At 49.2% G+C, this 26,660-nt stretch carries 22 protein-coding genes; 15 read left to right on the plus strand and 7 right to left on the minus strand.

Annotated elements, in window-relative coordinates; all coding sequences use genetic code 11:
- The first annotated feature begins 6 nt into the window (after positions 1–6).
- From B212_RS0105555 to B212_RS0105610, 12 genes are all read left to right on the plus strand, one after another.
- A complete protein-coding gene (locus B212_RS0105555; RefSeq protein ID WP_019909470.1) occupies positions 7–1,740 on the plus strand; it encodes a sensor histidine kinase in 1,734 nt (577 codons plus the stop codon).
- Entirely contained in the window at positions 1,721–3,316 is a 1,596-nt protein-coding gene (locus B212_RS0105560) for a response regulator transcription factor (RefSeq protein WP_019909471.1), read from the plus strand. The genes B212_RS0105555 and B212_RS0105560 overlap by 20 nt, the downstream gene beginning before the upstream one ends.
- A gap of 141 nt (positions 3,317–3,457) precedes the next feature.
- Positions 3,458–5,002 (plus strand): ABC transporter substrate-binding protein, encoded by a 1,545-nt coding sequence (locus tag B212_RS0105565; RefSeq protein ID WP_019909473.1) that lies wholly within the window; start codon positions 3,458–3,460, stop codon positions 5,000–5,002.
- A gap of 69 nt (positions 5,003–5,071) precedes the next feature.
- On the plus strand, positions 5,072–5,995 hold the full coding sequence (locus B212_RS0105570; protein ID WP_019909474.1) for an ABC transporter permease: 924 nt from the start codon (positions 5,072–5,074) through the stop codon (positions 5,993–5,995).
- Between the two features lie 12 nt (positions 5,996–6,007).
- The gene (locus tag B212_RS0105575; RefSeq protein ID WP_019909475.1) at positions 6,008–6,901 is read left to right on the plus strand and encodes a carbohydrate ABC transporter permease; all 894 of its coding nucleotides are present in this window, start codon (positions 6,008–6,010) and stop codon (positions 6,899–6,901) included.
- 27 nt (positions 6,902–6,928) lie between these two features.
- Positions 6,929–7,735, plus strand: a complete 807-nt coding sequence (locus B212_RS0105580) for a Nif3-like dinuclear metal center hexameric protein (RefSeq protein ID WP_019909476.1) — start codon at positions 6,929–6,931, stop codon at positions 7,733–7,735.
- Positions 7,736–7,911: 176 nt separating this feature from the next.
- Positions 7,912–8,538, plus strand: a complete 627-nt coding sequence (locus B212_RS0105585; RefSeq protein WP_019909477.1) for a TetR/AcrR family transcriptional regulator — start codon at positions 7,912–7,914, stop codon at positions 8,536–8,538.
- An 18-nt stretch (positions 8,539–8,556) separates the two neighbouring features.
- Positions 8,557–9,378: a substrate-binding periplasmic protein gene (locus B212_RS0105590; protein WP_019909479.1), complete on the plus strand. Its 822-nt coding sequence runs from the start codon at positions 8,557–8,559 to the stop codon at positions 9,376–9,378.
- Positions 9,379–9,418: 40 nt separating this feature from the next.
- Entirely contained in the window at positions 9,419–10,063 is a 645-nt protein-coding gene (locus tag B212_RS0105595; protein WP_019909481.1) for an amino acid ABC transporter permease, read from the plus strand.
- Between the two features lie 19 nt (positions 10,064–10,082).
- Positions 10,083–10,829 (plus strand): amino acid ABC transporter ATP-binding protein, encoded by a 747-nt coding sequence (locus B212_RS0105600; protein WP_019909482.1) that lies wholly within the window; start codon positions 10,083–10,085, stop codon positions 10,827–10,829.
- Between the two features lie 16 nt (positions 10,830–10,845).
- Entirely contained in the window at positions 10,846–11,274 is a 429-nt protein-coding gene (locus B212_RS0105605) for an OsmC family protein (RefSeq protein WP_028530630.1), read from the plus strand.
- A 232-nt stretch (positions 11,275–11,506) separates the two neighbouring features.
- Positions 11,507–12,403 (plus strand): RCC1 domain-containing protein, encoded by an 897-nt coding sequence (locus tag B212_RS0105610; protein ID WP_019909484.1) that lies wholly within the window; start codon positions 11,507–11,509, stop codon positions 12,401–12,403.
- Between the two features lie 63 nt (positions 12,404–12,466).
- Here B212_RS0105610 and B212_RS0105615 read toward each other — a convergent pair whose 3' ends face one another.
- From B212_RS0105615 to B212_RS0105645, 7 genes are all read right to left on the minus strand, one after another.
- A complete protein-coding gene (locus B212_RS0105615; protein ID WP_019909485.1) occupies positions 12,467–14,224 on the minus strand; it encodes an ABC transporter substrate-binding protein in 1,758 nt (585 codons plus the stop codon).
- 76 nt (positions 14,225–14,300) lie between these two features.
- Positions 14,301–15,203, minus strand: coding sequence for a carbohydrate ABC transporter permease (locus tag B212_RS0105620; protein WP_019909486.1), 903 nt, complete (start codon positions 15,201–15,203; stop codon positions 14,301–14,303).
- A 9-nt stretch (positions 15,204–15,212) separates the two neighbouring features.
- Positions 15,213–16,169, minus strand: a complete 957-nt coding sequence (locus B212_RS0105625; protein WP_019909487.1) for an ABC transporter permease — start codon at positions 16,167–16,169, stop codon at positions 15,213–15,215.
- Positions 16,170–16,295: 126 nt separating this feature from the next.
- Entirely contained in the window at positions 16,296–17,855 is a 1,560-nt protein-coding gene (locus B212_RS0105630; protein WP_019909489.1) for a response regulator transcription factor, read from the minus strand.
- Positions 17,848–19,635 (minus strand): sensor histidine kinase, encoded by a 1,788-nt coding sequence (locus B212_RS0105635; RefSeq protein WP_019909490.1) that lies wholly within the window; start codon positions 19,633–19,635, stop codon positions 17,848–17,850. The genes B212_RS0105630 and B212_RS0105635 overlap by 8 nt, the downstream gene beginning before the upstream one ends.
- 107 nt (positions 19,636–19,742) lie before the next feature.
- Positions 19,743–20,177: a MerR family transcriptional regulator gene (locus tag B212_RS0105640; protein WP_019909491.1), complete on the minus strand. Its 435-nt coding sequence runs from the start codon at positions 20,175–20,177 to the stop codon at positions 19,743–19,745.
- 200 nt (positions 20,178–20,377) lie between these two features.
- The gene (locus tag B212_RS0105645) at positions 20,378–21,415 is read right to left on the minus strand and encodes a LacI family DNA-binding transcriptional regulator (RefSeq protein WP_019909492.1); all 1,038 of its coding nucleotides are present in this window, start codon (positions 21,413–21,415) and stop codon (positions 20,378–20,380) included.
- A 245-nt stretch (positions 21,416–21,660) separates the two neighbouring features.
- On the opposite strand from B212_RS0105645, the gene B212_RS0105650 reads away from it, so the two are divergent.
- The 3 genes from B212_RS0105650 to B212_RS0105660 all read left to right on the plus strand — a co-directional run bounded on the left by B212_RS0105650 (position 21,661) and on the right by B212_RS0105660 (position 26,578).
- Positions 21,661–22,935: an apiosidase-like domain-containing protein gene (locus B212_RS0105650; protein ID WP_019909493.1), complete on the plus strand. Its 1,275-nt coding sequence runs from the start codon at positions 21,661–21,663 to the stop codon at positions 22,933–22,935.
- A 75-nt stretch (positions 22,936–23,010) separates the two neighbouring features.
- A complete protein-coding gene (locus B212_RS0105655; RefSeq protein ID WP_019909494.1) occupies positions 23,011–24,885 on the plus strand; it encodes a beta-glucoside-specific PTS transporter subunit IIABC in 1,875 nt (624 codons plus the stop codon).
- Between the two features lie 253 nt (positions 24,886–25,138).
- The gene (locus B212_RS0105660; RefSeq protein ID WP_019909495.1) at positions 25,139–26,578 is read left to right on the plus strand and encodes an L-fucose/L-arabinose isomerase family protein; all 1,440 of its coding nucleotides are present in this window, start codon (positions 25,139–25,141) and stop codon (positions 26,576–26,578) included.
- Positions 26,579–26,660: the final 82 nt, after the last annotated feature.

Consider the following 26,660-nt stretch of genomic DNA (forward strand, 5'->3'; position numbering starts at 1 on the left):
AGGCGTATGATTCGAACGAACAGTATCGTATTTAAATTTTCTGTACAGTTGACGGTTATTCTTGCGATCCTGCTCTCTGTCCTCGTTCTGAGTAATGTGTACTCACTCGGGGTTGTTCGGAACAATGCCCTTACAAGCTCGCGGAATACGCTTGCCCTCTATCAGGCGAACATTCATAATAATTTCAACAATTTTTCCAAAGACTTAACCGAGGTGTTCAATAATAACATTGATGCTGCGGTGAATTTCGCCTACCTGGATGAAGGCAGCCGTTACTTTAAAGCGCAGGAGCTCAAAAATACACTGCTGTCAAAAATGTCGAACGATTACTCCAGCGATGGCATGTTTATCAGACTTTCCGGTGAACTCGTGCTTGAGCAATTCAGCAACCGGATTCAATCTGAGGATAAGCTGGCTCTGATGGAATCCATCAACCGGCAGAAATTCAATTCCGGACCTGCGGGTGAAGCAGATGAATGGAAGGTGCTTCAGATTCAGGGGGATTATTATTTGTTCAGGTACATCACCTATTCGGGCGTCAGTTTCGGTACGTTAGTCAAAGCAGATACCCTATTGGCGATGGTGAACAGGGGCGGCAACGACCAGAACCGGTATGTATTGAGCAATAAAGAAGGGATTATTGTATCCGCGAACAATATCGCTTTGAATGATGGCGACACGACCTTGGACAGCTTAACAAGACAGTATCAGTATAATTATCTGGTCATTTCCGAACCAATCACGGAATTTGGACAAATCACCAATATAGTTGCCAAGGGAAATCTGTTGTCGGGATTCAAGCTGATCCAGTGGATCATCGCCTTATTGGCCGTTCTATCGGCCATCGTCATCCCGCTCGTGCTGCGTTTTTTCACAAGGGATGTCTTGAAGCCGATCCTTGAGCTAGTGAAGGCGGCTAAAGGGGTTGAGCAGGGACAGCTTGAATATCAGGTTCCAACCGGCACCCCGTATTCTCTGGAGTTCATGAAGCTATTCCACGCATTTCAATCTATGGTCAGCGAAATCAAGGATTTGAAAATTCAATCGTATGAAGAACAGATCGAAAGAAGCCGGGCGGAGATCAAATATCTGCAGATGCAAATCAGGCCGCACTTCTTTCTGAATGCGATTTCAACGATCACCAGTTTGACGTATCAGAATAAGAACGAAGAAATCCGGCGTCTCATTCACTGTTTGTCCGAGCATCTGCGGTACATGTTCAAGGGAGGGCTTGTAGAGGTTTCGATTGAGGAAGAGATCAAGCACGCCGAGAATTATATCCGGATGCAGGAGATCCGGTATCCTGATCAAGTATTCTATATGACAGAGATCAGTGATGAAGCCCGGCAGGTGCGCATCCCTCAATTCATGATCCAAACCTTTGTTGAGAATGCGTTCAAGCACGCGATGTTCTATAATGAGATGCTTTCGATATTCATCCGCGCCCGCACGGAGACAAGAGACGGAAGCCCGTTCGTCAAGATTGTGATTGAGGATAACGGAGGAGGCTTCTCTCCCGAGTGGCTGAAGAGCACAGCACCCGAAGAGGCAGGCGAGGACGGAGCCCGGGTTGGAATAACCAATATTCGAAAAACACTGCAATTACTCTATAAACGCGGCGATTTGCTGAAGCTGTCAAATGCTGAACAGGCCGGCGCAAGAGTGGAATTGTGGATACCTATACAAGAAGCCGAGCGGCTGGCAGAGTCGGAGGGAAGACATGCGTTGTTTGCTGATTGATGATGATATACCTACGGTTGAAGCTCTTCTCGGTATTGTGAACTGGAATGAATTTGGAATTACCGAAGTACTAACCGCGTATAACATACAGGATGCGAAGCAATTATTCGGCAGCGGCGCGCCCGATCTGATTATATGCGATATTGAAATGCCGAGAGGTTCCGGCTTAGATATGATTAAATGGGCCAGAGAGCACGAATATGATGGCGGATTTATATTTTTAACCTGTCATGAGAGCTTTACCTTCGCTTCCAAGGCGATCTCGTATAATGCCGATTCTTATTTGGTTAAGCCGCTGGATAAGCAGGAGCTGGAAGCGGCGCTGCGCAAGTCCGTGGATTCACTGAAGAAAAAGATGATGATGGGCGAATACAGCAAAATGGGGCTTGCATGGCTGAAAAATAAAGATTTGGTGGAAAGGGGCTTCTGGAGTGATGTGCTGACAGCCGCTATCTCTCCGAGAATCAACCTGATTCAGAGTGAGATGCAGAAGCGGGAGCTGTCCTTGTCTGTGCACAGCGGCTATATTCTGCTTCTCGTAAGTGTTCCGCGCTCTCAAATTGAGAGCAGGTGGGACGAAAGCCTGTTCCATTATGCGCTCTCCAACCTGATTTCCGAGATTTTGTTCAACGAGGTGAGTCATGGCCGAATCATTGCCTATCAGGCCGACAACGTATTCTACAATGCGATTATTATCGGGGGTGAGACCGGGGTGCCGTGGCTGCGGGAAAGTGCGGAGAATATCATTCTGCTGTGCAGGCAATATTTGAAGTGTACGGCTACCTGTTATTTCAGTGAGAAGGTAGAAGCTTCAGGACTCTCGCAGGCGAAGCTGGAACTGGAGCAACTGGATGAGTCCAACATCATTTTCCGGGGCAAAGTCCATTGCCAGAATGAACCCTTTCCATATAATACTGCGGAAGGCTTCACCCTGGATGCTGAGCTATTCACCATGCTGTTCGTTCAGAAGGAGAAGGTTCAGATTGTTAATCGGCTGAAAAAAGAGCTGGAGGTGCTGACCAGCCTGAATAAGCTGAATTCAGCGATGCTCCATTCCATCCGGGAGGACTTCCTGCAAGTGGTCTATTCGCTTCTCTCCCGGCATCACATCCAGGCGCACCGGCTCTTCGCCGATGAAGTGACCCAGCAATTGGCCCAGAGTGCCGAGAGCAGTGTGTTTGACTTCATGAAGTGGGCCAGGGTGGTTACGGACAAAACGGTGGATTCCATCAAAGAAGTGCTGCTGTCTGAAGGCGTTGTCGAGAGAGCGAAGCGGTTTATCCATGACAACTACCGGCAGGAGCTCAGCCGTGAGGATGTGGCTGTAAGCGTATATCTGACCGCGGATTACTTGGCTAAGGTCTTCAAGAATGAGACGGGGCAGACCGTCAAGGAATATCTGAACGACTGCCGGATCAACGCGGCCAAGCAATTGCTGATTGAAAGTCCGGCAACTATCGGCCAGATCGCGATGGAAACCGGTTTTGATACGATTTCTTATTTTTCTACGGTTTTCAAAAAGCTGACAGGAGAAACGCCGATTGCTTACCGTTCAAAGCATAGGAACGTCCGGTAACAAGAAACTCCGCTTCCGGTATCAGAGGCGGAGTTTTTGCTGCAGTGCGGTTTTTCGAAAAAACATACCGTCTTTTTGAAAGCCCGGATTCCTTCAAAAAAGTAAAATGAAAGCGAAAACACAGAACGAGGAGGCATCATCATGAAAAGTAAAAAGGGGATAAGCCCGCTGCTGTTGTCAACGGTATTAATCGGTTCACTCCTTTCGGCTTGCAGCAGTAATTCGGGTACATCTACAGCGGATTCGAAGAATGCAGCAGCGGATGCAAAGGTAGCTGAAATCGTATTTGCCCTGCCATCCTTCAACCGGATTCCCGATGATCTTAGCAAGGTGACGAACGCAATCAATGAGATCACAACCAAGAAGATCGGGGTGAAGGTGGATTTCCGTCTTTACGGTCCATCCGATTATGCCCAGAAAGTTAATCTGGCCCTTCAGAGCGGAGAGAAAATGGATATCTTCACCACGCTGGGCCAATTCTCCAACTATGTGTCGAAAAATCAGCTTGCTCCGCTTGATGACCTGCTGCCGAAATACGGGAAAGAAATGAATGCAATTCTGGAGAAGGATTTCGGCCCGGACATCCTCAAAACGACGACGATGGATGGACATATCTATGGCATTCCGGTCAATAAAGGGATGGCTGTGCCCACTAATATTATCTATAACACCGATATGCTGAAGGAAGCAGGCGTGACAGCCGACAGAATTCAATCGGTGAACGATCTGCCGGCAGTCTTTGCAGACGTTAAGACGAAGTTTCCCGATGTGGTTCCGTTCGGACCGATTAGTGTCAATCCGACGGATACGGGACTGATTAATCTGCTGAAGGGTTCGAACAAGGTGGATTATCTGACAGATACTACCGGAGTCGGTGTGGTAATTGGCGATAGCGGAAAGGTCGTCAATTACTATGAGTCGGATGTCTTCAAGAACGGGATTAAGATGATGAGAGACTGGTTCAATGCAGGTTATTTACAGAAGGATACGGCAACGACGACGATCACAGGCATGGAGATGATTTCCTCCGGACGCGGCTTTTCCTACCTTGGAGGCTACAGCGGTAAGGAAGTAGGTACAATGCTGAGTGCCCAAGCCGGAAAAGAGCTTCAGACCAAACGTATTGCTCCCTTCTACTTTGATACGAGTGCCGTAAATGCCGTTACCTGGATGGTATCCAGCACCTCCAAGGAACAAGAGGCCGCTGTCAAGTTCTTGAATCTGCTCTATTCCGACGCTGATCTGATCAATACTATTCTCTTTGGGATTGAAGGGGAGGATTACCTGAAGGTCGACGAGCACCATGTGAAGCTTCCGGAAGGCAAAGACGCTAATACGGTACCATACACGGCCATGCTGAGTTCCGGGATTGTGGGTTCGGAGTCCCTGCAATACCAGTTGGAGGGAACCAATTGGTCGGATGTTGAATTGAAGCTGAAGGAGAATAAGGACACAGAAAGATCGCCTTATTTCGGATTTATCTTTGATCAAAGCGAAGTGAAGACCCAAATCAGTGCCGTGAACAATGTAGTGAATCAATTCCTGCCGGCGCTTGTCAGCGGATCGGTAGACCCGGATACAATTATTCCAAAGTTCATCAGCGCGCTGAAGGATGCAGGTGCGCAAGCAATTATCGACAGCAAGCAGAAGCAGCTTGATCAGTGGATTGCTGCGAAAAACCAATAACTCATAAGAACCTGCTGAGAGTAGAGTCGCAATCAGGCTCTATTTTCAGTAATGGAGGTGAAGTCCGGCATGATAGCCAACCGTAAATCCAAACCGCTCAAAAAAACCTTACCCTTATTGATCTTAGCCGCTCCAGGCTTGCTGTATTTCCTGATTAACAGCTATATTCCCATGTTCGGGGTGTTTATCGCCTTCAAGGATGTAAATTACGCTAAAGGCATTTTCGGCAGCGACTGGATCGGCTTTAAAAACTTCAACTTTCTGTTCCAGACCAGCGATGCCTGGATCATGACGAGAAATACGCTTTTCTACAACCTGGCCTTCATTATGCTTGGCACGGTTGTTTCCATCCTTATCGCCATCCTGATGTCGGAGCTGCTGAGCAAACTGTACTCGAAGCTGTTCATGACAGGTCTCATTCTTCCGAATCTGATCTCGATGGTTGTCCTGTCCCTGCTCGTCTTCGCGTTTCTTAATGCCGACAGCGGCTTCGTCAACCATTCCATTCTTCGTCCGCTCGGTCTTCCCGAGATCAACTGGTATTCGGAACCGAAGTACTGGCCTTACCTGCTCGTGTTAATTCAGATCTGGAAGACGGCTGGCTACGGCTCCATTGTCTATTTTGCTTCTATTGCAGGAATCGACAAAAGCATCTATGAAGCGGCCAAAATTGATGGTGCAGGGAAGCTGAAGCAGATTCGCATGATTACCTTGCCGCTGCTGAAGCCGACGGTTATTGTGCTGGTGCTTATGTCCATGGGGCGGATTTTCAACTCCGACTTCGGTCTGTTCTATCAGGTTCCTATGAACTCGGGAGCGCTGTACAGCACTACACAAACGATTGATACGTATGTCTACCGCGCCTTGATGCAGCTTAATGATATCGGAATGTCGGCGGCAGCCGGCTTGTATCAATCTATCGTCGGATTTGTGCTTGTGCTTACAGTAAATGCCATCGTCAAGAAGGTTAATTCTGAAAATGCTTTGTTCTAGGAGGAAATACTTATGATACAAACCAGAGGGGAACGAACATTTGTTATTTTCTCTGCGATTGTGATGATTGTGCTGACTGTATTTGCTTTTTTACCGTTCCTTCTGATTGTTATTGCTTCATTCACCGATGAGACGACATTGATCCGTAACGGATACAGCTTTTTTCCTGAGAAGACAAGTCTTGATGCTTACTTATATATCAAATCCACTGCCTACACCTTTATAAGAGCTTATGGGGTCTCCTTTCTGGTCACAATACTGGGAACCGGGTTCGGACTGCTTATAACAAGCATGCTTGCTTATCCAATGTCCAGGTCAGATTTCAAATACCACAACGTGCTCGCATTTATTATCTTTTTCACGATGCTGTTCAGCGGGGGGATCGTTCCTTCCTACATCATGTGGACCCAATATTTCCATATCAAAGATACGCTTTGGGCGCTGATTGTTCCGAACCTGCTGTCGAACGGCTTCAATGTGCTGCTGGTGCGAAATTATTTTAAGAATAACGTGCCGCTTGAAATCATTGAGGCTGCCCAGATCGACGGGGCGTCGGAAGTGCGGACCTTCTTTCGGATAATGCTTCCCTTGTCGATGCCGGTTATGGCTACAGTCGGGCTGTTCATGGGGCTTGCCTATTGGAACGATTGGATCAACGCGCTATACTTCGTCTCGAAGCCGCAATTCTATGGCATTCAAAATCTGCTGATCCAACTTATGAACAACATTCAGTTCCTGAACTCCGGGCAGGCCAGCAGCGTAATTGGGGCAGAAGCTGTACAACTGCCAAGCACAGCCGTACGGATGGCGATGGCGGTTCTGGGCATTGTGCCGGTCTTGTTTGTTCTGCCGTTCATGCAGAAATATTTAACCCGTGGAGTTGTGATTGGTGCGGTTAAAGGATAAGAACAGGATGAAAAGGAGATATGGACTATGAATGTGCAAGAGGTTATAGATCGAATTCTGCTGGATTGCTGCGGAGGCCGCAAGCTGGAGATGACCTGCGATGTGCTCGCGAGCGGTCATGCAGACATGGAGGTCACCGGTATCGTCACAACATTTATGGCGACTGTGGATGTAATCCGGGAAGCGATTGCCATAGGGGCGAATCTCATCATTACCCATGAGCCGACCTACTTTACCGGAATGGATACGCTGGATTGGCTTCAGGAGGACCCTGTATATCTGGCTAAGCGGAAGCTGATAGAGGATCACGGGATTGTGATCTGGAGGTTTCACGATCATATGCATTTAGCCGATACGGACCGGATTTACGACGGTTTGCTTAAGGAGCTGGAATGGGAGGACAAGAAGCTTGACGAGAAAGAGTCCTGGGGTTATTTGATCGAAGAGACGACGGTCGGAGCGTTGGCTATTTTTTTGAAGATGAAACTTGGCATGGAGGTCATTCAAATCGTCGGCAATCCTGACACGCCTTGCTCCCGCATAGGGATATTGGTCGGAGGCGGAAGTCTCGGCCTGGGCAGAGAGCAAATGCCTATGGAGCTTATGCGGGACAAAAATCTGGATGTCATGGTCTGCGGAGATATCACGGAGTGGACATTATGCGCTTATGTTAACGACGCTGCTATGCTCGGCATGAACAAAGCAATGATTGTTATCGGTCATGAACGGTCCGAGGAATGGGGAATGAAGTATATGGCGGAATGGCTGAAGCCGCTGGTGAGCGGTCTCTCCGTAACGTTTGCCGATGCGAAGGAGCCTTTTGTATATCTGTAAAATGAAGCCGTGCGGGCGCTCCGCACGGCTTTTGTCAACAAAACGCTCAAAAACCAGATAAGCACATAAGATCAAGTCTCTTTTCTTAAGAATTCATTGACAATCACACAGTTATCCTATAGGATTTAAAAATACACGACTGACTGATCAATCGGGAGGAGCAATATGAGTTGCCTATGGATGAAAACAATGGAAATGTAGATCGAAGAACACAACTGATGCAGATTGCTCTGGAGAAATTTGCCCGGAACGGATATCATCAGACCAAAATATCTGACATCGTTCAGGAGGCCGGCGTGGCACAGGGGACCTTTTACTGGCATTTTAAGAGTAAGGAAGCCATTGCGCTGGAGATTATAGAAACGGGCAAGGAACAACTGCTTCAAGCGATTGCTCAAGGCTACCGTCAAAATCCGGGGAACATCGCCGACATGGTAAAAGCCTCAGAATTACTGTTCCACCGGTTGTTCAATTTTGCCGCTGAGAACCGCCATCTTATGGAGATCCTCCTGATGGGGAATGGAGCGGATCAGACGATAAGGCAAAGTATTTCAGCTACCCGAAATGCGATGGAGCAAGCCTTCCGCCGCAATATAGAAAGAGCGATAGAGCTGAAAATGCTGCCCGGGGGATTAAAGGTTGAGCTTCGCGCTGCTTTGTTGATGAGTATGCTGGATGGTTTGATCTCGCGCTGGTTATTTGGCTCCGAAGAAATTCATACTGAGGTAGCGAAAGCATCTGCACAGCAGTTAGCCAGTGAATTAGCTAATTTTGAATTTTACGGATTACTGGGAAGAATATAGATAAAGGGGAGAAGCAATATGATAAAACGTAAATTTGCCGTGGCTACGGTCACAGTTCTGGCTCTGTTCGGACTGGTTCTGAGCGCTTGCGGAGGTAAAACAGACTCGGGAGCAAAAGCAACGAATCAACTGGAACAAATCAAAGCAGCAGGTGTGCTGAAGGTGGGCACCATGGGAACCTATCCGCCCTATACCTTTTTGAATGAAAAGAAGGAAGTAGACGGCTTTGACCCCGATATCGCTAAGGAAATCGCTAAACGGCTTGGAGTGACTGCAGCATTCACAACTCAGGATTTCTCCGGGCTGATCCCAAGTCTGCAAGCAAAGAAATTCGACATTGTTATTAGCCAGGTTACGATCACGGACGAGCGTAAGGCCCAAATTGATTTCACCAATTCTTACATTACGAACAATGTCAAAATAATCGTCAATACCAAAAATTCGGATATCACGAAGCTCGAAGACTTCAAGGGCAAGACAATTGGGGTTGGACTCGGAACGAATGATGAAACCTACCTGCGTACTGAAGTGCTGCCCAAAGTCGGTGATTTCAAGATTAAGACGTATGATGATGTCATTACCTCACTGAAGGATCTGGATGCAGGACGTATTGACGCTACAATTAATAATCTGTATGCCTTGAAGCCGATTGTGGATGAGAATGGCTTTCAGATTAAAGCGGTCGGCGAACCGATCAAATCCGATATGGCGGGTGTAGCGCTTCGCAAGGATAACCCCGAGCTGCGGGACGCCATTAATAAAGCCTTGACGGATATGAAGGCTGACGGGACATACGATACTCTTTTTAAGAAATGGTTCAATGAGTCACCCGCAAAATAAAAATGGAGTGCGCCCTATGGCGGGAAGGGGGGAGTAACCTGTGCAACTTGTGTTCGACAACCTGCCCTTCCTGCTGAAGGGCGCTGGGCTTACCCTGCTGCTGACGATTGTCTCCATGTTCTTCGGTCTGATCATCGGACTAGTGGTGGCCGTCGCCCGGCTCAAAGGGAATCCGCCCATTCGGTGGGCGGCCCGTTTCTATGTATCCATCATCCGCGGAACACCGCTGCTGGTGCAGATTGTGATTATTTATTATGGGCTTGTTGATTACGGCATTACGCTCGGCTCCATGACAGCGGCCTATATTGCGCTTAGTGTAAATGCCGGGGCTTACTTGTCTGAGACCTTTCGTGCTGCCATCCTGTCTGTTCCGAAGGGACAAATGGAGGCTGCTTATTCGACGGGGATGACGCCATGGCAGGCCATGCGCAGGATCGTGCTGCCGCAGGCGATGCGCATCGCCATTCCGCCTATGGGAAATACGTTTATTGGCATGCTTAAGGAGACCTCGCTCGTTTCGGTCATCGCGGTCAGCGAACTGCTGCGTCAAGCTCAACTGCTCATTGCCCAATACTATCAATATATGCCTTTTTATCTGGGGATCGGGATAATGTATTGGATTATGAGTACAGGGCTGTCCTTCATTCTGGAGCGGTTTGAACGGAGATTAGCCAAAGCTTACTGAACATGGAGATGACGTTAACATGATAACGACCACAGGCTTATCCAAGCATTTTGAAGATCTGGAAGTGCTGAAGGACATTAATATACAGGTAGCTGCACAAGATATTGTCGTCGTCTTAGGCCCCAGCGGTTCAGGCAAAAGCACGCTGCTTCGCTGTCTGAATGGTCTGGAGGACATCTCGGGGGGCCGCTTTGAAGTGAACGGTATCGTGGTGGATGCGGCAGCACCCAGGCGTACACGACAGCAGGCAACCCGCAGTATCCGCAAGCAGAGCGGGATGGTGTTCCAGCAATTTAATCTGTATCCGCACAAAACAGCGCTTGGCAACGTGATCGAAGGTTTGATTACAGTGAAGAAGCTGCCGAAGGATCAGGCCGTCATTATGGGCCGCAAGCTGCTGGACCGCGTTGGGCTGGCAGACCGGGAGGAGTATTATCCCTCCCGGCTCTCCGGCGGACAACAACAAAGAGTAGCCATTGCCCGCTCTCTGGCGATGGAACCGGCGGTGATGTTATTCGATGAACCCACTTCTGCGCTTGATCCCGAGCTTGTGGGTGAGGTGCTGAGCGTGATGCGTGAGCTGGCACAGGAGGGCATGACGATGCTGGTCGTGTCGCATGAGATGAAGTTTGCCCGCGAAGTAGCTACCAAAATCATTTTTATGGCGGATGGCAGCATTATTGAAGAAGCGGCTCCGCAGCGGTTTTTTGAAGATCCGCAAGAGGAACGAACCCGGAAATTTTTACGTCAAATCAATGAACTTTAAGGAAGAAGGTTATGTGGTGAAAGTATCGACTACTTGGAAAGGCAAACGTACCTTTACGTCTGTTGGCCCTTCCGGTTATTCCGTGGGGATGGATGCAACTCCCAAATACGGAGGAGACGGCGAAGGAATGACTCCAATGGAATTGCTGCTGGCTGGTTTAGGTGGTTGTATGGGGATTGATATCACGATGATACTGGATCGGTTTCTGCCAGCGATTACACGCATAGAGATTGAAGCGGATGGAACGCGTAAGGAAACGAATCCTTCCGGCTTTACCGCGATTGACCTGAACTTTCATATAGACGGAGATGTTCCCGATTACCGGCTCTGGAAAGCCATTCTTATGGCTGAGGAGAAGTACTGTGCAGTCTCCGATTCGCTCAAGGCAGAGATCACATTGCATCTGATCCTCAATGGGGTTGAGGTAGAGAAACCAGTGAAATAATTTATTGGTTCAGTTTCACCAAAGGGTTTAACAAAGAGGGCCGCTTTTCTCTATTATAGAGGAAGCGGGCCTTTTGTAATTTCTATGAAATGAAAGGCAGATTCTACTGTTTCGGTTTGCAGGTCCGGGCTGCAGTATCCGCAGCTATGGGAATAACAGTACAGACGGTTATGGTGTCCGTCCTGCTATAAATATAAATCTTGCATGATAATGCTGAAAAAGGAGGTAAGACATGGAGTACACTTCACCAGAAGAAGCGGGGTTAAAGGTGAAACGGTGGCCAAAAGACACCATAGCTGCGGGGCGTCGTCATACCGCCCTGCTTAAATCTGACGGAACGGTGACGGCTGTGGGTGATAATAAATATGGCCAATGTGATGTAAGCGGCTGGCGTGATATAGTAGCGGTTGCGGCTGGTAATGTACATATGGCGACGAACACGGGGAATGCTCATACCATCGGTCTTAAATCTGACGGCACGGTGGCGGCTGCGGGCTGGAATAAGCATGGACAGTGCGAAGTAAGCGGCTGGCGCGATATTGTAGCGGTTGCGGCGGGTTGGTGTCGTACCATTGGCCTTAAAGCGGATGGCACGGTAGTAGCAGTGGGCCGGAATAATGAAAGTGAATGTAATGTAAGTGGCTGGCATGATATGGTGGCGGTCACGGCGGGTGACTGGCATACCATCGGTCTTAAATTGGACGGCACGGTGACGGCTGTGGGTAATAACCGGTATGGTCAATGCAATGTAAGTGGCTGGCACGACATTGTGGCGGCAGCGGCGGGTTACCTTCATACCGCCCTGCTTAAATCGGACGGAACGGTGACGGCAGTGGGGTTGAATAAGCATGATCAATGCGAGGTAAGCGGCTGGCGCGGTATTGTGGCGATTGCGGCGGGTAGCAATCATACCATCGGCCTTAAATCGGACGGTACAGTGGCGGCTGTGGGGTGGAATAAGCATGGCCAATGCAATGTAAGCGGCTGGAGTGATATTGTGGCAGTAGCGGCGGGCTGCGCGCATACTCTCGGCCTTCAATCAGACGGCACGGTGGTTGCTGCGGGGGATAATGAATATGGCCAATGCGAGGTAAGCGGCTGGGGCGGCATCCAATTGCCCGGCGATTAGTTTTCACCTGGATCAAGTAAGTGGAGAAGGGCGAAATATAAGCCCTTCTCCACCGGTTTTCCCTTATTTAACGCTCCACAAAGCCACACGGTCCTGCACATATTTGGTGTAGCCTTTTTCCATTTTCGCAACGCCGGCTTTGTCGAGGTCAGCCATGTAGTCATCCCAGATTTTATCGAATTCAGCCGGTTTGGCCAGGATGGCTTGAGGGATGCGTTTCCATGTGATATCTCTCATTTTGTTGCCCAGAATAGCGACTTCATCCTCGCCTGGAATGGCGATGTTCCACGCGGCTCCGTACGCTTTTTGGGCGAATTCTTCTTCCTTCGGGAACAGGTCCTTCCAGGTGGTGGCTTTGTAGGCGGCGAGGGTTTCTTTCTCAACATCGCTGTAGCCGAGCACAAGCTGTTCCGGGAAGTTTCTGGTGTAATAGTTGCCGGTGGAGTCCTTGGCGCCGTCGCCGTAGTGGACCATTATATTCCAGTAAAAGCCGAGTCCCGATTCCTTGGTGAAGGCCGTATTGTCATTGTTGATGCGGTCCTGAACTTCCTTCGGAACGACACGTTTGCCGTTCTCCACCACATAATGCTTGCCTTCAATGCCCCAGTTGTTCAGGATTTGCCCTTCGTCCGAAGCGAGGTAATCCAGGAACTTGATCGTGCGGACCGGATCAGGATTCGTGCTGGAGATCGAGATGCCGTAGCCGCCCATGAAGCCGGTAGGCCAGAAGCTCGTTTCCTTAAATTCCTTCGTCAGCGTTACCGGATAGTGGCCGTAGGTCTGGTCGAATTTGCCTGCCGTCTTGAGTGCCTGCTGGGCATCATTGTAATCCCAATCCTGGTCAATCAGGCCAAGCACCCGTCCGGTGGCTACTTTGGCTTTGTACTGGTCATACTTCTGCACGAAGCTCTCCTTGTCGAGCAGGCCGATATCGTTCATATGGTTCAGCCAGCGGAAATATTCCTTCTCTTCCGGGCGGCGGAAGTGGTAGATCGCTTCATGCGTCTGCTGATCGACGTAATATTCCCCGTCATCCGAGCCGCCTGTTGTAGCCACAGCAGGGTTGGTGACGGAAATGTACATGTGCCAGTCGTCCGCATTCAGGGAGAGCCCGATGTTTTTGTTGCCGTTCTCATCGGTGGGATGCTTCTCCAGATAGGCTTTGATCACCTTCTCATAATCCTGAACGGTACGGATTTCGGGATAACCGGCTTCCTTCACTACGCGGTGCTGGAGCTCAAATCCCCCGCCGGCCACGAATTTCTTCTCATCTACCGCTGCCCAGGTAGGGATGGCATAGATAGATTGGTCTTCGTTGGTATATTTCGCCCGGGCGAGGTTATCGCCGAGCACACGCTTGATGTTGGGCGCGTATTTATCTATTAACTCGGTCAGATCAATGACGGCACCGGCATCCACCAGCTTGCCGATATCCGCTTTGGCGGAGATAATGTCGGGGTATTCACCACCGGCGGCGATGAGGGCGATTTTCTGCTGCGGGTCGCCGACGGCAAATTCCGCATCGAGCGTGACGCCTGTTTTCTCCGTAATCTGCTTACTGATATCGTCCTTCATATTATTCCAGTTCGGATTCGGGTCTTCTGCGAAGAAGGAGAGTGTCAGCGGGCTTAAATCCTCGGTTTCCGCCGTAGCCTCTGCGGTGGCCTTTGTGTTGCTGTTTCCGGCATTGGCAGCCTTAGTGGCCCCGGCGTTGTCTGCCGTATTCTTGGTATTATTGGAGCCGCTGCAGCCTGCCAGCACACTGAGGAGCAAGGTCAAGACCATCAGCAGCACGTACGGTTTCACTGTCTTTCTTGTCATGAATAGAAACCCTCCCTTTTTCTGATCAAAAAATGTATTGTATACACAGGCGGAGCCTGCCGATACCGGAAGCGGACTAGCTTTTTACCGAACCGAGCGTCATGCCCTTGACGAAGTAGCGCTGCAGGAACGGGTAGATGATCAGAATGGGCACTGTAACGACAATCGTGATCGCCATTTTGACCGATTCCGGGGAGATTTGCGCCATAACCTCAGTCATATTGCGGCCGCGGAAATTATCCGCGTTGGTGGTTGTGCTCTGAATGACCTTCATCAGCTCAAACTGCAGGGTGGTCAGCGAATCCTTGGACCCGTTGTACAGGTAAGTGTCGAACCAGGAATTCCATTGGCCGACGGCCAGGAACAGGGCGATGGTCGCCAGCGCCGGTTTGGTCAGCGGAAGAATGACCCGCCAGTAAATGGTGAAGTCATTGGCTCCGTCCAGCTTGGCAGATTCTTGCAGCGCGTAAGGCAGGCCGTCAATGAAGGAACGGATGACAAATACATTGAAGGCGCTGACGAGACTGGGGAGAACGTACACGCTGAAGGTTCCCATCATATGCAGGTCCTTGATCAGAATGTAGACGGGGATCATTCCGCCCGAGATGTACATTGTCAGTGCGAGAAAGGTAGAGACGAACTTGCGAGCCTGAAAGTCTACCCGGCTTAACGTGAAGGCCAGCATCGAAGCGCTGACCAGCCCAAGGAACGTGCCGATGACCGTGCGCAGAATGGAAATCTTGAGTCCGGTCATCAGCCCGGAGTAGGCAAAGATCGTCTCATAGTTCTTGAAGGTGAACGCACGGGGGTAGACCGTAATCCCGCCCTTGATGCTGTCCGTGGAGTCGTTGAAGGAAATCGCCAGCACATTCAGAAAAGGATATAAGGTGGCAATAGTCACCACTGTAATCGCAGCATAAACTACCAAATCGAAGATACGGTCGGACCAGGACGCAGCGGCCAGTTTTCTACTCAGCATAAGGGCCTCCTAAATGATGCTTTCCTTCGTTATTTTTTTGAAAATGCCGTTGGCGACAAACAGCAGAATCACACTCACCACAGAGTTGAAGATATTAATGGCTGTACCAAAGGAGAAGCGCCCCAAGCCCAGCCCGTAGTTCAGTGCGTATAGGTCCAGCGTCTGCGAGTAATCGCGCACCAGATTGTTGCCGAGCAGGAACTGCTTCTCGAAGCCGATGCTGATCAGATGGCCGATTGACATGATAAGCAGAATAATAATGGTCGTCCGGATGCCTGGCAGTGTAATGTTCCGCACCTGCTGCAGCCGGCTCGCGCCATCCACTCTTGCCGCTTCATACAGCTCCGGCCCGATGCCCGAGATGGCTGCGAGATAGATGATTGTGTTCCAGCCGGTTTCCTTCCAGACATCCGAAGCCGTGACAATGCCCCAGAACAGATTGCCTTTGGCCATGAATTGAATAGGTTCGCTGATCAGATGGAGGCCCATTAGCAGATCGTTCACCGCACCGTTGTCGGTTGAGAGCATCTTGGTAATAATCCCGGCGGCGACCACCCAGGACACAAAGTGGGGCAGATAGGAGACCGTCTGTACAAAACGTTTCAGAAGCTGCAGCCGCAGCTCATTCAGCAGAATTGCGAAGATAATGGGAATGATAAATCCGGCCAGCAGGCCCATGACGCTCATCGCGAGCGTGTTGCGCAGCGCATTGAAGAATTGCTCATCCTGGAACAGCTCCTTGAAGTACTTGAGGCCAACCCATTTTTGCTCGAAAAAGGATTTGCCGGGCTTGTATTTCTGAAAAGCCATCGTCCATCCCCATAAAGGCAGATAGTTGAATACAAATGCCCAGAGTATAAACGGAACAGCCATCATATAGAGGTACTTCTGCTGCAAGAAGGTTGGCCAAAAACGTGAGGCAGGCTTCTTCAGCTCCGGCTTCACTTTGGTGGTAATCGCTTTCATTTATGTCCCTCCTTCGATATGGCACTATCATAAGCTACCGGGAATCCAGGAAACACCGGAACATTTGCTATAAAAAACAGGGAGAAATCCGTTCTTTTCGTAAGCGCTTTCTGAAATAATATCCACTCAGATGGAGTTTTTTCTGCGGTAGTCGGAGGGGGAGATGCCTTCAAGCTTCTTGAACTTTTCGCGAAAATAATCGACATCGCTGAAGCCGACCCTGCTTGCGGCCTGATGGATTTTGCAGCCCTGATCCAGCAGCTCCTTGGCCTTCTCCATGCGGACCTTGTCCAGATAGCTGTTGAAGGAGAGCCCTGTGCTGTTCTTGAACAGCTTGCCCAGGTAGGCGCTGCTGTAAGTGAACACATCCGCCAGCGTATCGAGCTTCAGATTCTCGTCATAGTGGCGGTGGATCAGATCGAGCATCCGTTTTATGAGGACCTCCATATCGTCACGGGCGATACCGCCGGCATAATGCTCCAGCAGAGTGATGACGTAGCGCTGCAGCCCGGGCATTGAAGTGAATTTATAGATTTGCTCGATTTGCTCATCCACCGAGCCGATTTGCGGGACAGACTCCTTGTGCTGGAGCGCGAGCTTGTTGATCAGAGAAGTGGCTATCCGCACATAACGCGATTTCACGGCCATCTCGGAATAACGGGCGGCAATCATCAATTCACCGGTTTCCCCGATCAGGGAAGACAGCACCCCGGTGCTGCCGGTATCCAAGGCAAAATACAGCCGCTCCGCCACAGACGCAAGCCGGCTCTCCGCTTCCTCTGCCCTAATCGGGAGCCCTTCCTTCAGCTTCAGGGAATCCGGTCCAATCATGCCCGGCTCATCGTAGAAGAAATGCTCCTTCATCCGTGCCAGCGCCGATTGGCGGGAGTCGGGGATTTCCTCCAGAGAGTCCACCATGTCGCCTGCGGTAATGATGCATTCCAGCCCCTGGGCGGTTACGGCTTCCTGTATCGCCTGGACCATTAATTTGCGCACAAGCTCCTTCTGATAGGAAGGCTGCAGCAGAACGCCCAAATAAGAGTCCAGAGCGAAAACAACGCCCCAGCCGTGTTCTTCAAAGCTTGCCGCAAGCCTCGTCTTAACAACCGTTGAAGGTCCGTTGTCCGCATTGTCCTGAAGCAGCAGCCGGATGAGCACGACCTGATAGGAATCCCAGCGCAGGCCGGACTCCAGTACCGATGCCTCCATTGCGGCCGGAGCCTGCGGGCTGCTCTCCATCAGCAGGGACTGGACAAGCATTTCCCGGGTCCATACCTTGACGGCAGCATCCTGCTTGCGCTGGGCGGCCAGCACCGCAAGCTCTGCGGACAGACCTGTCAGGTACAGCCGCAATTCATCCTCATCCACCGGCTTAAGCAAGTAGTTGTCGATGCCGAAGGACAGCGCACGCTGGGCATAGCTGAAATCCGCATAACCGCTGAGGATCATCATATGCATGCCCGGATCGGCCTGCCGCAGCTCCTGAATCAGCTCCAGACCGTCTCTGCCGGGCATGCGGATATCAATAATCATCAGATCAGGGGAATAAAGCTCGTATTTATGCCTTGCTTCTATGGCGTTAGCCGCGGTATCAATGACCTGATATCCAAGGCTCTCCCAGTCCAGCAGCGCCGCAAGTCCCTCGCGGATCGCCAGCTCATCATCCACAATGAGCACACTATACATAGGTATCACTCCTTAAAGGGATCGCAAAGCTGATCTGTGTTCCGTATCCCGGTTGGCTGGCCAGAGTCAAGCCGTATTCCGGGCCGTAGGTCAACTGAAGCCGCATATGAATATTGCGCATCCCGATATTGTTGGTTTCATAGTCATCCTTGTTCTCCAGCATCTGCCGGATTTGCTGCATCCGCGCTTTGGAAATGCCTGTTCCATTGTCGGATACCTGGACCTTGAGCTGCCCGTCTTCAATGCGGATATCCACCCGGACCATGCCGCCGTCCATCCGGTTCTCCAGCCCGTGAAGGACACAGTTCTCCACCAGCGGCTGGATAATCAAGGGTGGAATTTGAACAGCATCCGCTCTGGGGTCTACATCAAGCTCGTAAGCAAGCCTGTCGTCATAGCGGAATTTCTGAAGACCCAGGTAGCAGCTTACGGTCTCCAGCTCGCTTTGCAGGCTAATCATCCCATTGCCGACCTCCAGGTTTTTGCGTATCATCTTCCCCAGCAGGCGTACGACTTGGGAGATATCCGCTTGTCCTCTGAGATGTGCCTTCATGCGGATGGATTCCAGGGCATTGAAGAGAAAATGGGGATTGATCTGGCTGGCCATCATTTTGAATTTGATCTCATTCTGCTTCAGCAGGATGGCGTTTTTTTGCCGGTTGGATTCCTGAACCTCGTTCATCAGGTCGCCAATATTGCGCACCATATGATTGAACTGTCTCGCAAGCTGGCCGATTTCATCCTTGCCGTCAATAACGAGCGTGGCACCCAAATTTCCCGAGGAGACCTTAGAGATATGCTTGCTTAATTGCAGCATCCGTCCGGTGAGCAGCCGTGAGAAATAATAGATTAGCAGAATCGCCATAATTAACGCGAAAATGATCACCGACGCAGCCAGCAGAATAATCCGGTTGGGCTCCTGCACAATGCTGTCAACGGAGAAAATGGAGATGATGCGCAGGCTGTTCAGGCTTCCGCCCGGCTGCCAGTTCTCGATCAGCATTTTGAAGGGCTTGCCGTCAATCGTTACATCGTAGAGACCGTGCTCTGCGGCGGTAACGGCCTTGAAATCAATGTCGGCCAGCGTTCTGCCCAGCGTATCTGCACGGTTGGAGGCAACGATGTTGTCGTTCTCATCCACAATGAGGGTTTCGAAGGTCTCCTGCTTCAGAATGGAATTAAGCTCATTGGTGTTCACGTTGACAACCAGCACGCCGGACGTCCGCTGCTTCAGAAAATCGACCTTGCGGATCAGGCTGAGATAATACCGTCCGTTGCGGTTGTCCTGGATATAATCCCAGATCACCAGACCCTTCTGGGCGAGGGCGGTCCGGTACCACTGCTCCTCTGTGGTCTTCTCATCCGCCTGCAGAAACTCCCAGTTATCCAGAACTGTCGGGTTGTCGATATACAGGCGGATGCTGGAGATTTCATCGTACAGCCGGACGAATTCGCGGAAATCGGGGTAATTCCAGTAAGCCTGCACAACATCATATACCGACACATAGCGGTGGTTGGCCGCCTCCTCCAGACGGCTGTCATTGGACAGCCGGTAAGCGATATCGAGCGGGACGCCCAGCATCTCGCCGGTCCGTTTTTTCACCCGGTCCACATTGGCTGTTATTTGCTCCAGGGCATTGCCCATCGCCATATTCCGCAGCTCACTCGTCAGGAACACCCCCACGATGAGCACCGGAATCAGGGCGACACAGCCGAATGACAGGAAGAACTTGGTCCTGAGACGCAGATTGTTCATCAGGGTGATGATACGGGTATACACGAATAGAATCACCTCCAGCATATCTATTTTTTGATAACGCTTACATGAAAGTATACGTTAAATCCGCAGCCTTTAAATGTAATTATTTAGGCATTTATTGTCTTCAATTATAGTAGATTGTTATCCGGTACGACATTCTCGCGGTTCTGTGTGTGTACATTCATCAGCTCGTCCATCAGTGCGAGATTATCTGGGTCGTCATAAAACGATATTTTCTTCGTAATCAGCTCCAGATTCTGCTTCAATTCCCTGGCTTTCTCCAGCACCAGCTTGCGATGCTCGTCAAGCAGGCGTCGTCTGAGCTCTGCTGTCGAGCTTCCTTCTTTGCACAAATCGCAATAGTGTTTGATCTCCTTGAGCTGCATTCCTGTATTTTTGAGGCAGCAGACTAGTGCGATCCATTCCAGATCATCTTCAGTAAAGGCACGGTTCCCGGATTTGTTCCTGGAAATGAAGGGGAATAATCCTTCTTTGTCATAAAAACGCAAAGTATGCGGCGACAGGCTGAAGATTGCGGCAACCTCGGTAATCGTATAGGTCATTGAATCTCTCTCCTTAACTTAGAGTAAACTCGAAGTGATATTCTGAGTTTAAAGCACTTGTATACCCACAATCAAGGTATTCGTGACAATACACTAGAGAAGGCCGGCCATTGGCCCGGATTCATAAATAAAAGCATCCTACCTGCGTTGACTTAACGCAGGCAAGATGCTTTTTGGGCTGCAAGAATGGTACGTAACGGTTAGGTTAGCGGAATAATCTCAGTGCAAGACCTCCGCTTGACCACTTCAGTATTGACAAGGACTTGAACCTTGCTGTCCTCTTCATTGTTTATCTTCTTGAGCATGATGTCCATCGCGGCTTTGGCTATGGTGGCTTTTCTTACATGAATTGTTGTCAATTCCGGGCTGATCACCGTAGCCTCCAGAATATTATCGAATCCCATGACGGAAACCTGATTAGGAACATTAATATTCATTTCCTGAAAAGTCTTAATCGCACTGATAGCCATGTAATCTGTTTCACAAAAGATGACGGAAGGCCATTGGCTGAGGTTATTAATTTCACTCTTGAAGGAGTCCTGCGGCAATACCAGCATAGGGTTCATGGCAAAGGTAAGCTGTTCCTCCAGAGTAATGCCTTCCTCTTTAAGCGCGTCAACAAAACCCTCTTTACGTTTGGAAAAGTTAAAAATCCGGGTCTCTGACTCGATGTATCCGATTTTTGAATGTCCTAAAGACAGCAGGTGCTTGCCTGCCTGATAACCGCCAAGATAATTGTTAATGGCAACAAAGCTGGCATCAACATGTTCAAAGCAAGTGTCCAGAATGACAACAAAGGGGTGAATCTCCAGAACATCCTCAATGCTCTGGGCGGTCAAGTTCGTTCCTAATAATAAAATACCGCCTGAAGCCTGCTCATTCTCTAAAACTTCAATCTCTTCTTTCAAGCTTTGAATGGGGATTGAAGAGATAATCAGGTTATACCCCTGTTCTCTGGCATAGTGGGTCAAATGATGAATCAGTTCATTGAAGAACGGCTGGGATTCGTAATGCTCAGTGATCATATCCGTATTTTTGCAGACGATGAAGCGCATAATGGACTTATTTTTGGCGGAAACTTTATTTGTTTTGAACGTTCGTGGCGTATAGCCGTTGGCTTGGGAAATATCTAAAATATGTTGGCGTGTCGCTTCGCTCACACCGGGCTTATTGTTCAGAGCTAGAGATACCGCAGCTTTGGAAACCCCTGCCAGCCTGGCTATGTCATCTATTTTCATCGGATTCACTCCTGCTTATTAATTACTTTATAGATTATATCACTATTATAAACAAAAGTTTAGAAAATAAACTTAACTAAACTAATACTGAATAATTATAAAATAATGTTTGACTGCAAGTGAATATGATGCTAATATTCAGGTGAAAGCGGATAATTTAAGCTAAAACTACGTTTTTTATGAATTAATTTATCTAAACTTTAATGAACAATGACGAAAAATGTTTGAAGGGAAAGGTGATTTCTATGCAGGTCTCCCTCAGTGAGAAACGGCGTTCATTCGCAGTAAACGGCAAACCTTTTTTCTATTTGGCGGATACAGTATGGAGTGCATTTACCAATGCTTCTATGCAAGAGTGGGCCGAATATCTGGAATATCGTAAAATGCAAGGCTTCAATGTTCTGCAAATCAATATTTTACGTCAGTGGGATGCCAGTGAATCAGATATTGCCATCGAGCCCTTTGGCTTAGATCCAAACGGTTATTATGACTACCATAAGCTGAATGAAGATTATTTTGAACGGGCTGATGAAATGCTTGGCATGGCTGTGGAGCAGGGATTTGTTCCCGCCCTGGTGCTTCTCTGGTGCAACTATGTACCGGACACCTGGGCAAGCATGTTTCAGAAGGATAATAAAATGCCGCTGGATTGTGTAGAGCCATACGTCAGCTACGTGGTGAAGCGTTTTTCGAAGTTTAATCCTATTTTTCTGGTAAGCGGCGACACTGATTTTCCGAATGAGACGGCAAATGCTTATTATATGAAAGCTTTGGAAACAGCGTGTTCTGTAAGCCCTTCCAGTCTGAAGACGCTGCATATTCAAGGCAGGCTGAGAGAAATACCGGACAGTCTTGAGCAGCATGAAGGTATTGATTTCTATATGTATCAATCCGGCCACAATTCACAATATCAATCTACGGCGTATGAAATTGCCCAGCATTTCTATAAGAAGTCATGGATCAGACCTGTCTTAAATGGCGAGCCTTGTTATGAGCAGATAAGCTATAGCCGGAATGTGTATGGCCGGTATTCCCGGTTTGATGTAAGAAAAGCAGCCTGGCAGAGCCTGCTGGCCGGTGGGGGCGCAGGAGTAACCTATGGAGCTCACGGGATTTGGAGCTGGCACAAGAAAGGCAAGAGATTCGGAATTGTTGAAGGAGAGGGCTTCGATCAGCCCTACGACTGGAGAGATGCCCTCCGGTTCGAGGGAGCCTGGGATTACTCTTTTATCAAATATATATTTGAGAATTACAACCTTACAGGTCTCCAGCCTGCGGAGATTCTGTTGAACCCGTCGCCGGAAATACGTGCCGCTGTCAGCGATGACACCATCGTAATCTATGTTCCGGTAAATACCAGACTGCGCCTGAATCTGGATCTTCAGAAGTACACGTGTACAACGATTGATCTTGAGCATAGAAGATTCGCGGCAACCGAAATGTCTGCAAACGGCAACCAAACGACGATTCATATGCACCGTTTCGAGTCTGATGTTGTTCTTATTGGGGAGAAGAACTGATCTGCGGATCGTTCTTGTCCTTTTGGGAAACGCATACATTCTATATTTTTTATAACTTCAAAGGGAGTGAACAAAATGAATTATCAGAAAACAGCACACGCTATCCTTGACTCGGTGGGTGGACCGGGCAATGTGAACAGTGTTATTCACTGTATGACGCGGCTGCGATTCAAGCTCAAGGATGACAACATCCCGGACAAGGAGCAGATCAAACAAATTGATGGCGTAATCACTGTTGTTGAAAGCGGTGGACAATATCAGGTGGTCATCGGTAATGATGTTCCGAAGGTGTACGCCGAGCTGGCTGCGAAGCTGGGAATCCGGACGGATGCTGATGCCGGGCCTGCGGAAGAGAAGAAGGGCAGTATTTTCAGCCGCTTCGTGGATATCGTCACTGGTGTGTTCACGCCTGTAGTTGGCGGGCTGGCGGCTGCAGGGATTCTCAAGGGGCTGCTGTCTTTATTCATTACGCTGCACTGGTTAACCGAAGATATGGGCACCTACAAAATTTTGTTCGCTACAGCGGATGCCCTGTTTTACTTCTTACCGATATTGCTTGGATTCTCTGCCGGGAAAAAGTTTGGCGGGAACCCCTATTTGTCAGCAATGTTAGGAGCGGCACTTGTCTATCCTACTATGTTATCGGCCTACTCTGATGGCGTTAAGCTTACTTTTCTCAACATTCCGGTTGTGTTAATGAACTATACTTCATCTGTTATTCCTATTATTATAGGTGCCTTTTTGGCCGCAACCATTGAAAAGTGGTTCAACAAATTTATGCCTTCGTCCATCAAGCTGTTTGCGGTTCCGCTGTTAACCTTAGTGATTGCTTCGCCTGTGGTCTTTCTTGTGGTAGGTCCTGTAGCAACCTTTGCCAGCAATATGCTTGCTGACGGGGCAATGGGTGTGTATGGTCTCAGCCCTGTTGTCGCCGGTCTTATTCTTGCCGGAGTTTGGCAGGTGCTCATCATTTTTGGACTTCATTGGGCCTTCATCCCGATTCTGATCAATAACGTAGTGACCAACGGCTTCGACCCGATTAATGCCATGCTGTTCTGCACCACCTTTGCCCAGACGGGCGCTGCGTTTGCCATTGCCCTGAAAACACGGGACAAACGTCTAAAACCCATTGCTGCCTCTGCCACAATTGCCGGTATTATGGGGGTGACTGAGCCTGCTATTTATGGTGTAACCCTGCCAAACAAGAAACCTTTTATTCTGGCTTCGATTATGGCCGGTATCGCCGGATCTGTTGCCGGGATGTTCGGAGCGAAGGCTTACGGCTTTGCTGTGGGAGGAGTGTTCGGTATTCCGCTGTTTATCGGACCTGAAGGTGTTGACCGCGGGTTTGTAGGATATTTGCTTTCATTGGTGATTGCGTTCGTTGGGGCCTTTATTGTTACCCTCTTGTTCGGTTATAAGAACGCTCCTGCTGTTGCAGCCGGACAATACCGGGATACAGCGCCTGCGAAGGCACCGCAAATAAGCGCTGAGCAGGAAACGGCTGTACTCAGCCCAATGTCAGGCGAATGGAAGCCATTAACTGAAGTTCAGGATGAAGCTTTTGCCACCGGAGCCATGGGTAAAGGGGCAGCGATTGTACCAAGTGTTGGAGTGGCGTATGCGCCCTTCAATGGAACGGTAGTTACCATGTTCAAGACGAAACATGCAATTGGCCTGATTTCGGATGAAGGCGTGGAAATGCTGATCCACATTGGAATTGACACCGTAAAACTGAAGGGCGAGCATTTCACCAGCTTTGTCAAAGAAGGAGATTCAATTGCCAAGGGAGATAAGCTGATTGAATTCGACAAGGATGCAATCCGCCGTGCCAGCTACGATATTACAACCTCTGTAATTGTATCGAATACGGCAATGTATTCGGGGATTACCGTAAATAAATATGACAAGGTTGATCTCAACAATGTGTTGTTTCTTGTTAAAGAGTGAGTAGAGTGAGTAGTTAAGCACGGAGAATTTCACAAGCGGGGAGCGTTAGGCATGCTCCTCTTTTTTTACGGTAATTAACTAAAATAAATAGTTTAATTTATATTAAATTAAGTTAAAAACGACTAAAAAGTCGATTGACTATCTATTTTTTCAGTGATAGTATGGCTGTATTAAGTGAATTATCTGCTGGTTTTAACTTAAGTTTAGTTAAATTTATCGTAGGGATTATGAATTGTTCAGAAGGAGAATTTAGATGAAAAAACTAAAACTTGGCTATGTCCCGACCCGGCGTTTCACCTTCAGTGCCGAAGATGCTTTTAAATACAAAGTGGAAATCCGCCGGCAAATGGAGAGCTTTGATCTGGATATTGATATTGTCGATATTGACGGGCTTAATAACGAAGGGCTTCTATATGATGACCACGTCAACGCGGATCAAATTGTGAAGCACTTGCGGGCGGAGGAAGTGGATGCGGTATTTTTTCCGCACTGTAATTTCGGGACGGAGGATACGGTCGCACGTGTCGGTAAAGCTCTTGGCAAACCCGTATTGTTATGGGGGCCAAGGGATGAAGCGCCGCTGGCGGATGGGATGAGGCTGCGCGATACCCAGTGTGGAATTTTTGCCACCGGAAAGGTGCTGCGCCGGTTCAATGTTCCCTTTACTTATGTAACGAACAGCCGGGTAACTGATCCGGTGTTTGAACGGGGGTTCACAAACTTCATTGCTGCAGCCAATGTTGTCCGTCAGTTTAAAAGCCTGCGGATTCTGCAAATTGGCCCACGGCCCTCTTCCTTCTGGACGATGATCTGCAATGAGGGTGAGCTGCTGGAGCGTTTCGGAATCGAGATTCACCCGATTACACTGGTGGACATCCAGCTTCGCACCAAAAAAATTGCTGCCGGCAGCAGCTCCGAATTGCAAGAGACTATTGATTACATTAAGGAAAAGCTGGATTACAGCGAAGTGACGGAGGATGACGTCAAGCGGATCGCTGCGCTAAAGGTAGCGATGAAATCTTTTGCCAGAGAAACCGGAAGCAGTGCGATTGCAATTCAGTGCTGGTCTTCGCTGCAGGAGTCCATGGGCATTATGCCTTGTCTGGCAAACGCCATCCTGACCGACGAGCAGATTCCGGTTACCTGCGAAACCGACATTCACGGGGCCATCACTTCGGTCATGGTGCAAGCGGCTGCTATGAACACAGCGCCTACCTTTTTTGCAGATATTACGGTGCGTCATCCCGAGAACGACAATGGCGAATTGCTCTTCCATTGCGGCAATTTCCCGGTATCGCTGAGCGTCGAGAACAAGCCTAAATTGCGTAAGCACTTCCTGTTCGACGATCATTCACCGGGCACACATGAAGGCGAAATCCGCGGCGGGGGAATGACGCTTGCCCGCTTCGACGGCGATCACGGCGACTATTCTATTTTTTTGGGCAAGGCCCGCGGGATTCAAGGCCCGTATACACGCGGCTCCTACGTCTGGGTTGAAGTCAACGACTGGCCGTTATGGGAAGAAAAGCTAGTCAAAGGCCCTTACGTGCATCATTCCGTTGGTATTCATGCAAATGTGATTCCGGCGATTTATGAAGCCTGCAATTATATTCCCGGTCTGACGCCAGATCCGGTGGACCCTACCGAACAGGAAATCCAGCGCTGGCTCCGCGGCTCGGATCTGAATCACTAAAGAAAACATAAAAGGGGCAGAAGTGACCAGTCCAAACATTCCCCGCAGTTACGACCAGACCCCAATATGGCGTTCAAGGAGG

This window comes from Paenibacillus sp. HW567 (assembly GCF_000374185.1).
GTDB lineage: Bacteria > Bacillota > Bacilli > Paenibacillales > Paenibacillaceae > Paenibacillus_AQ.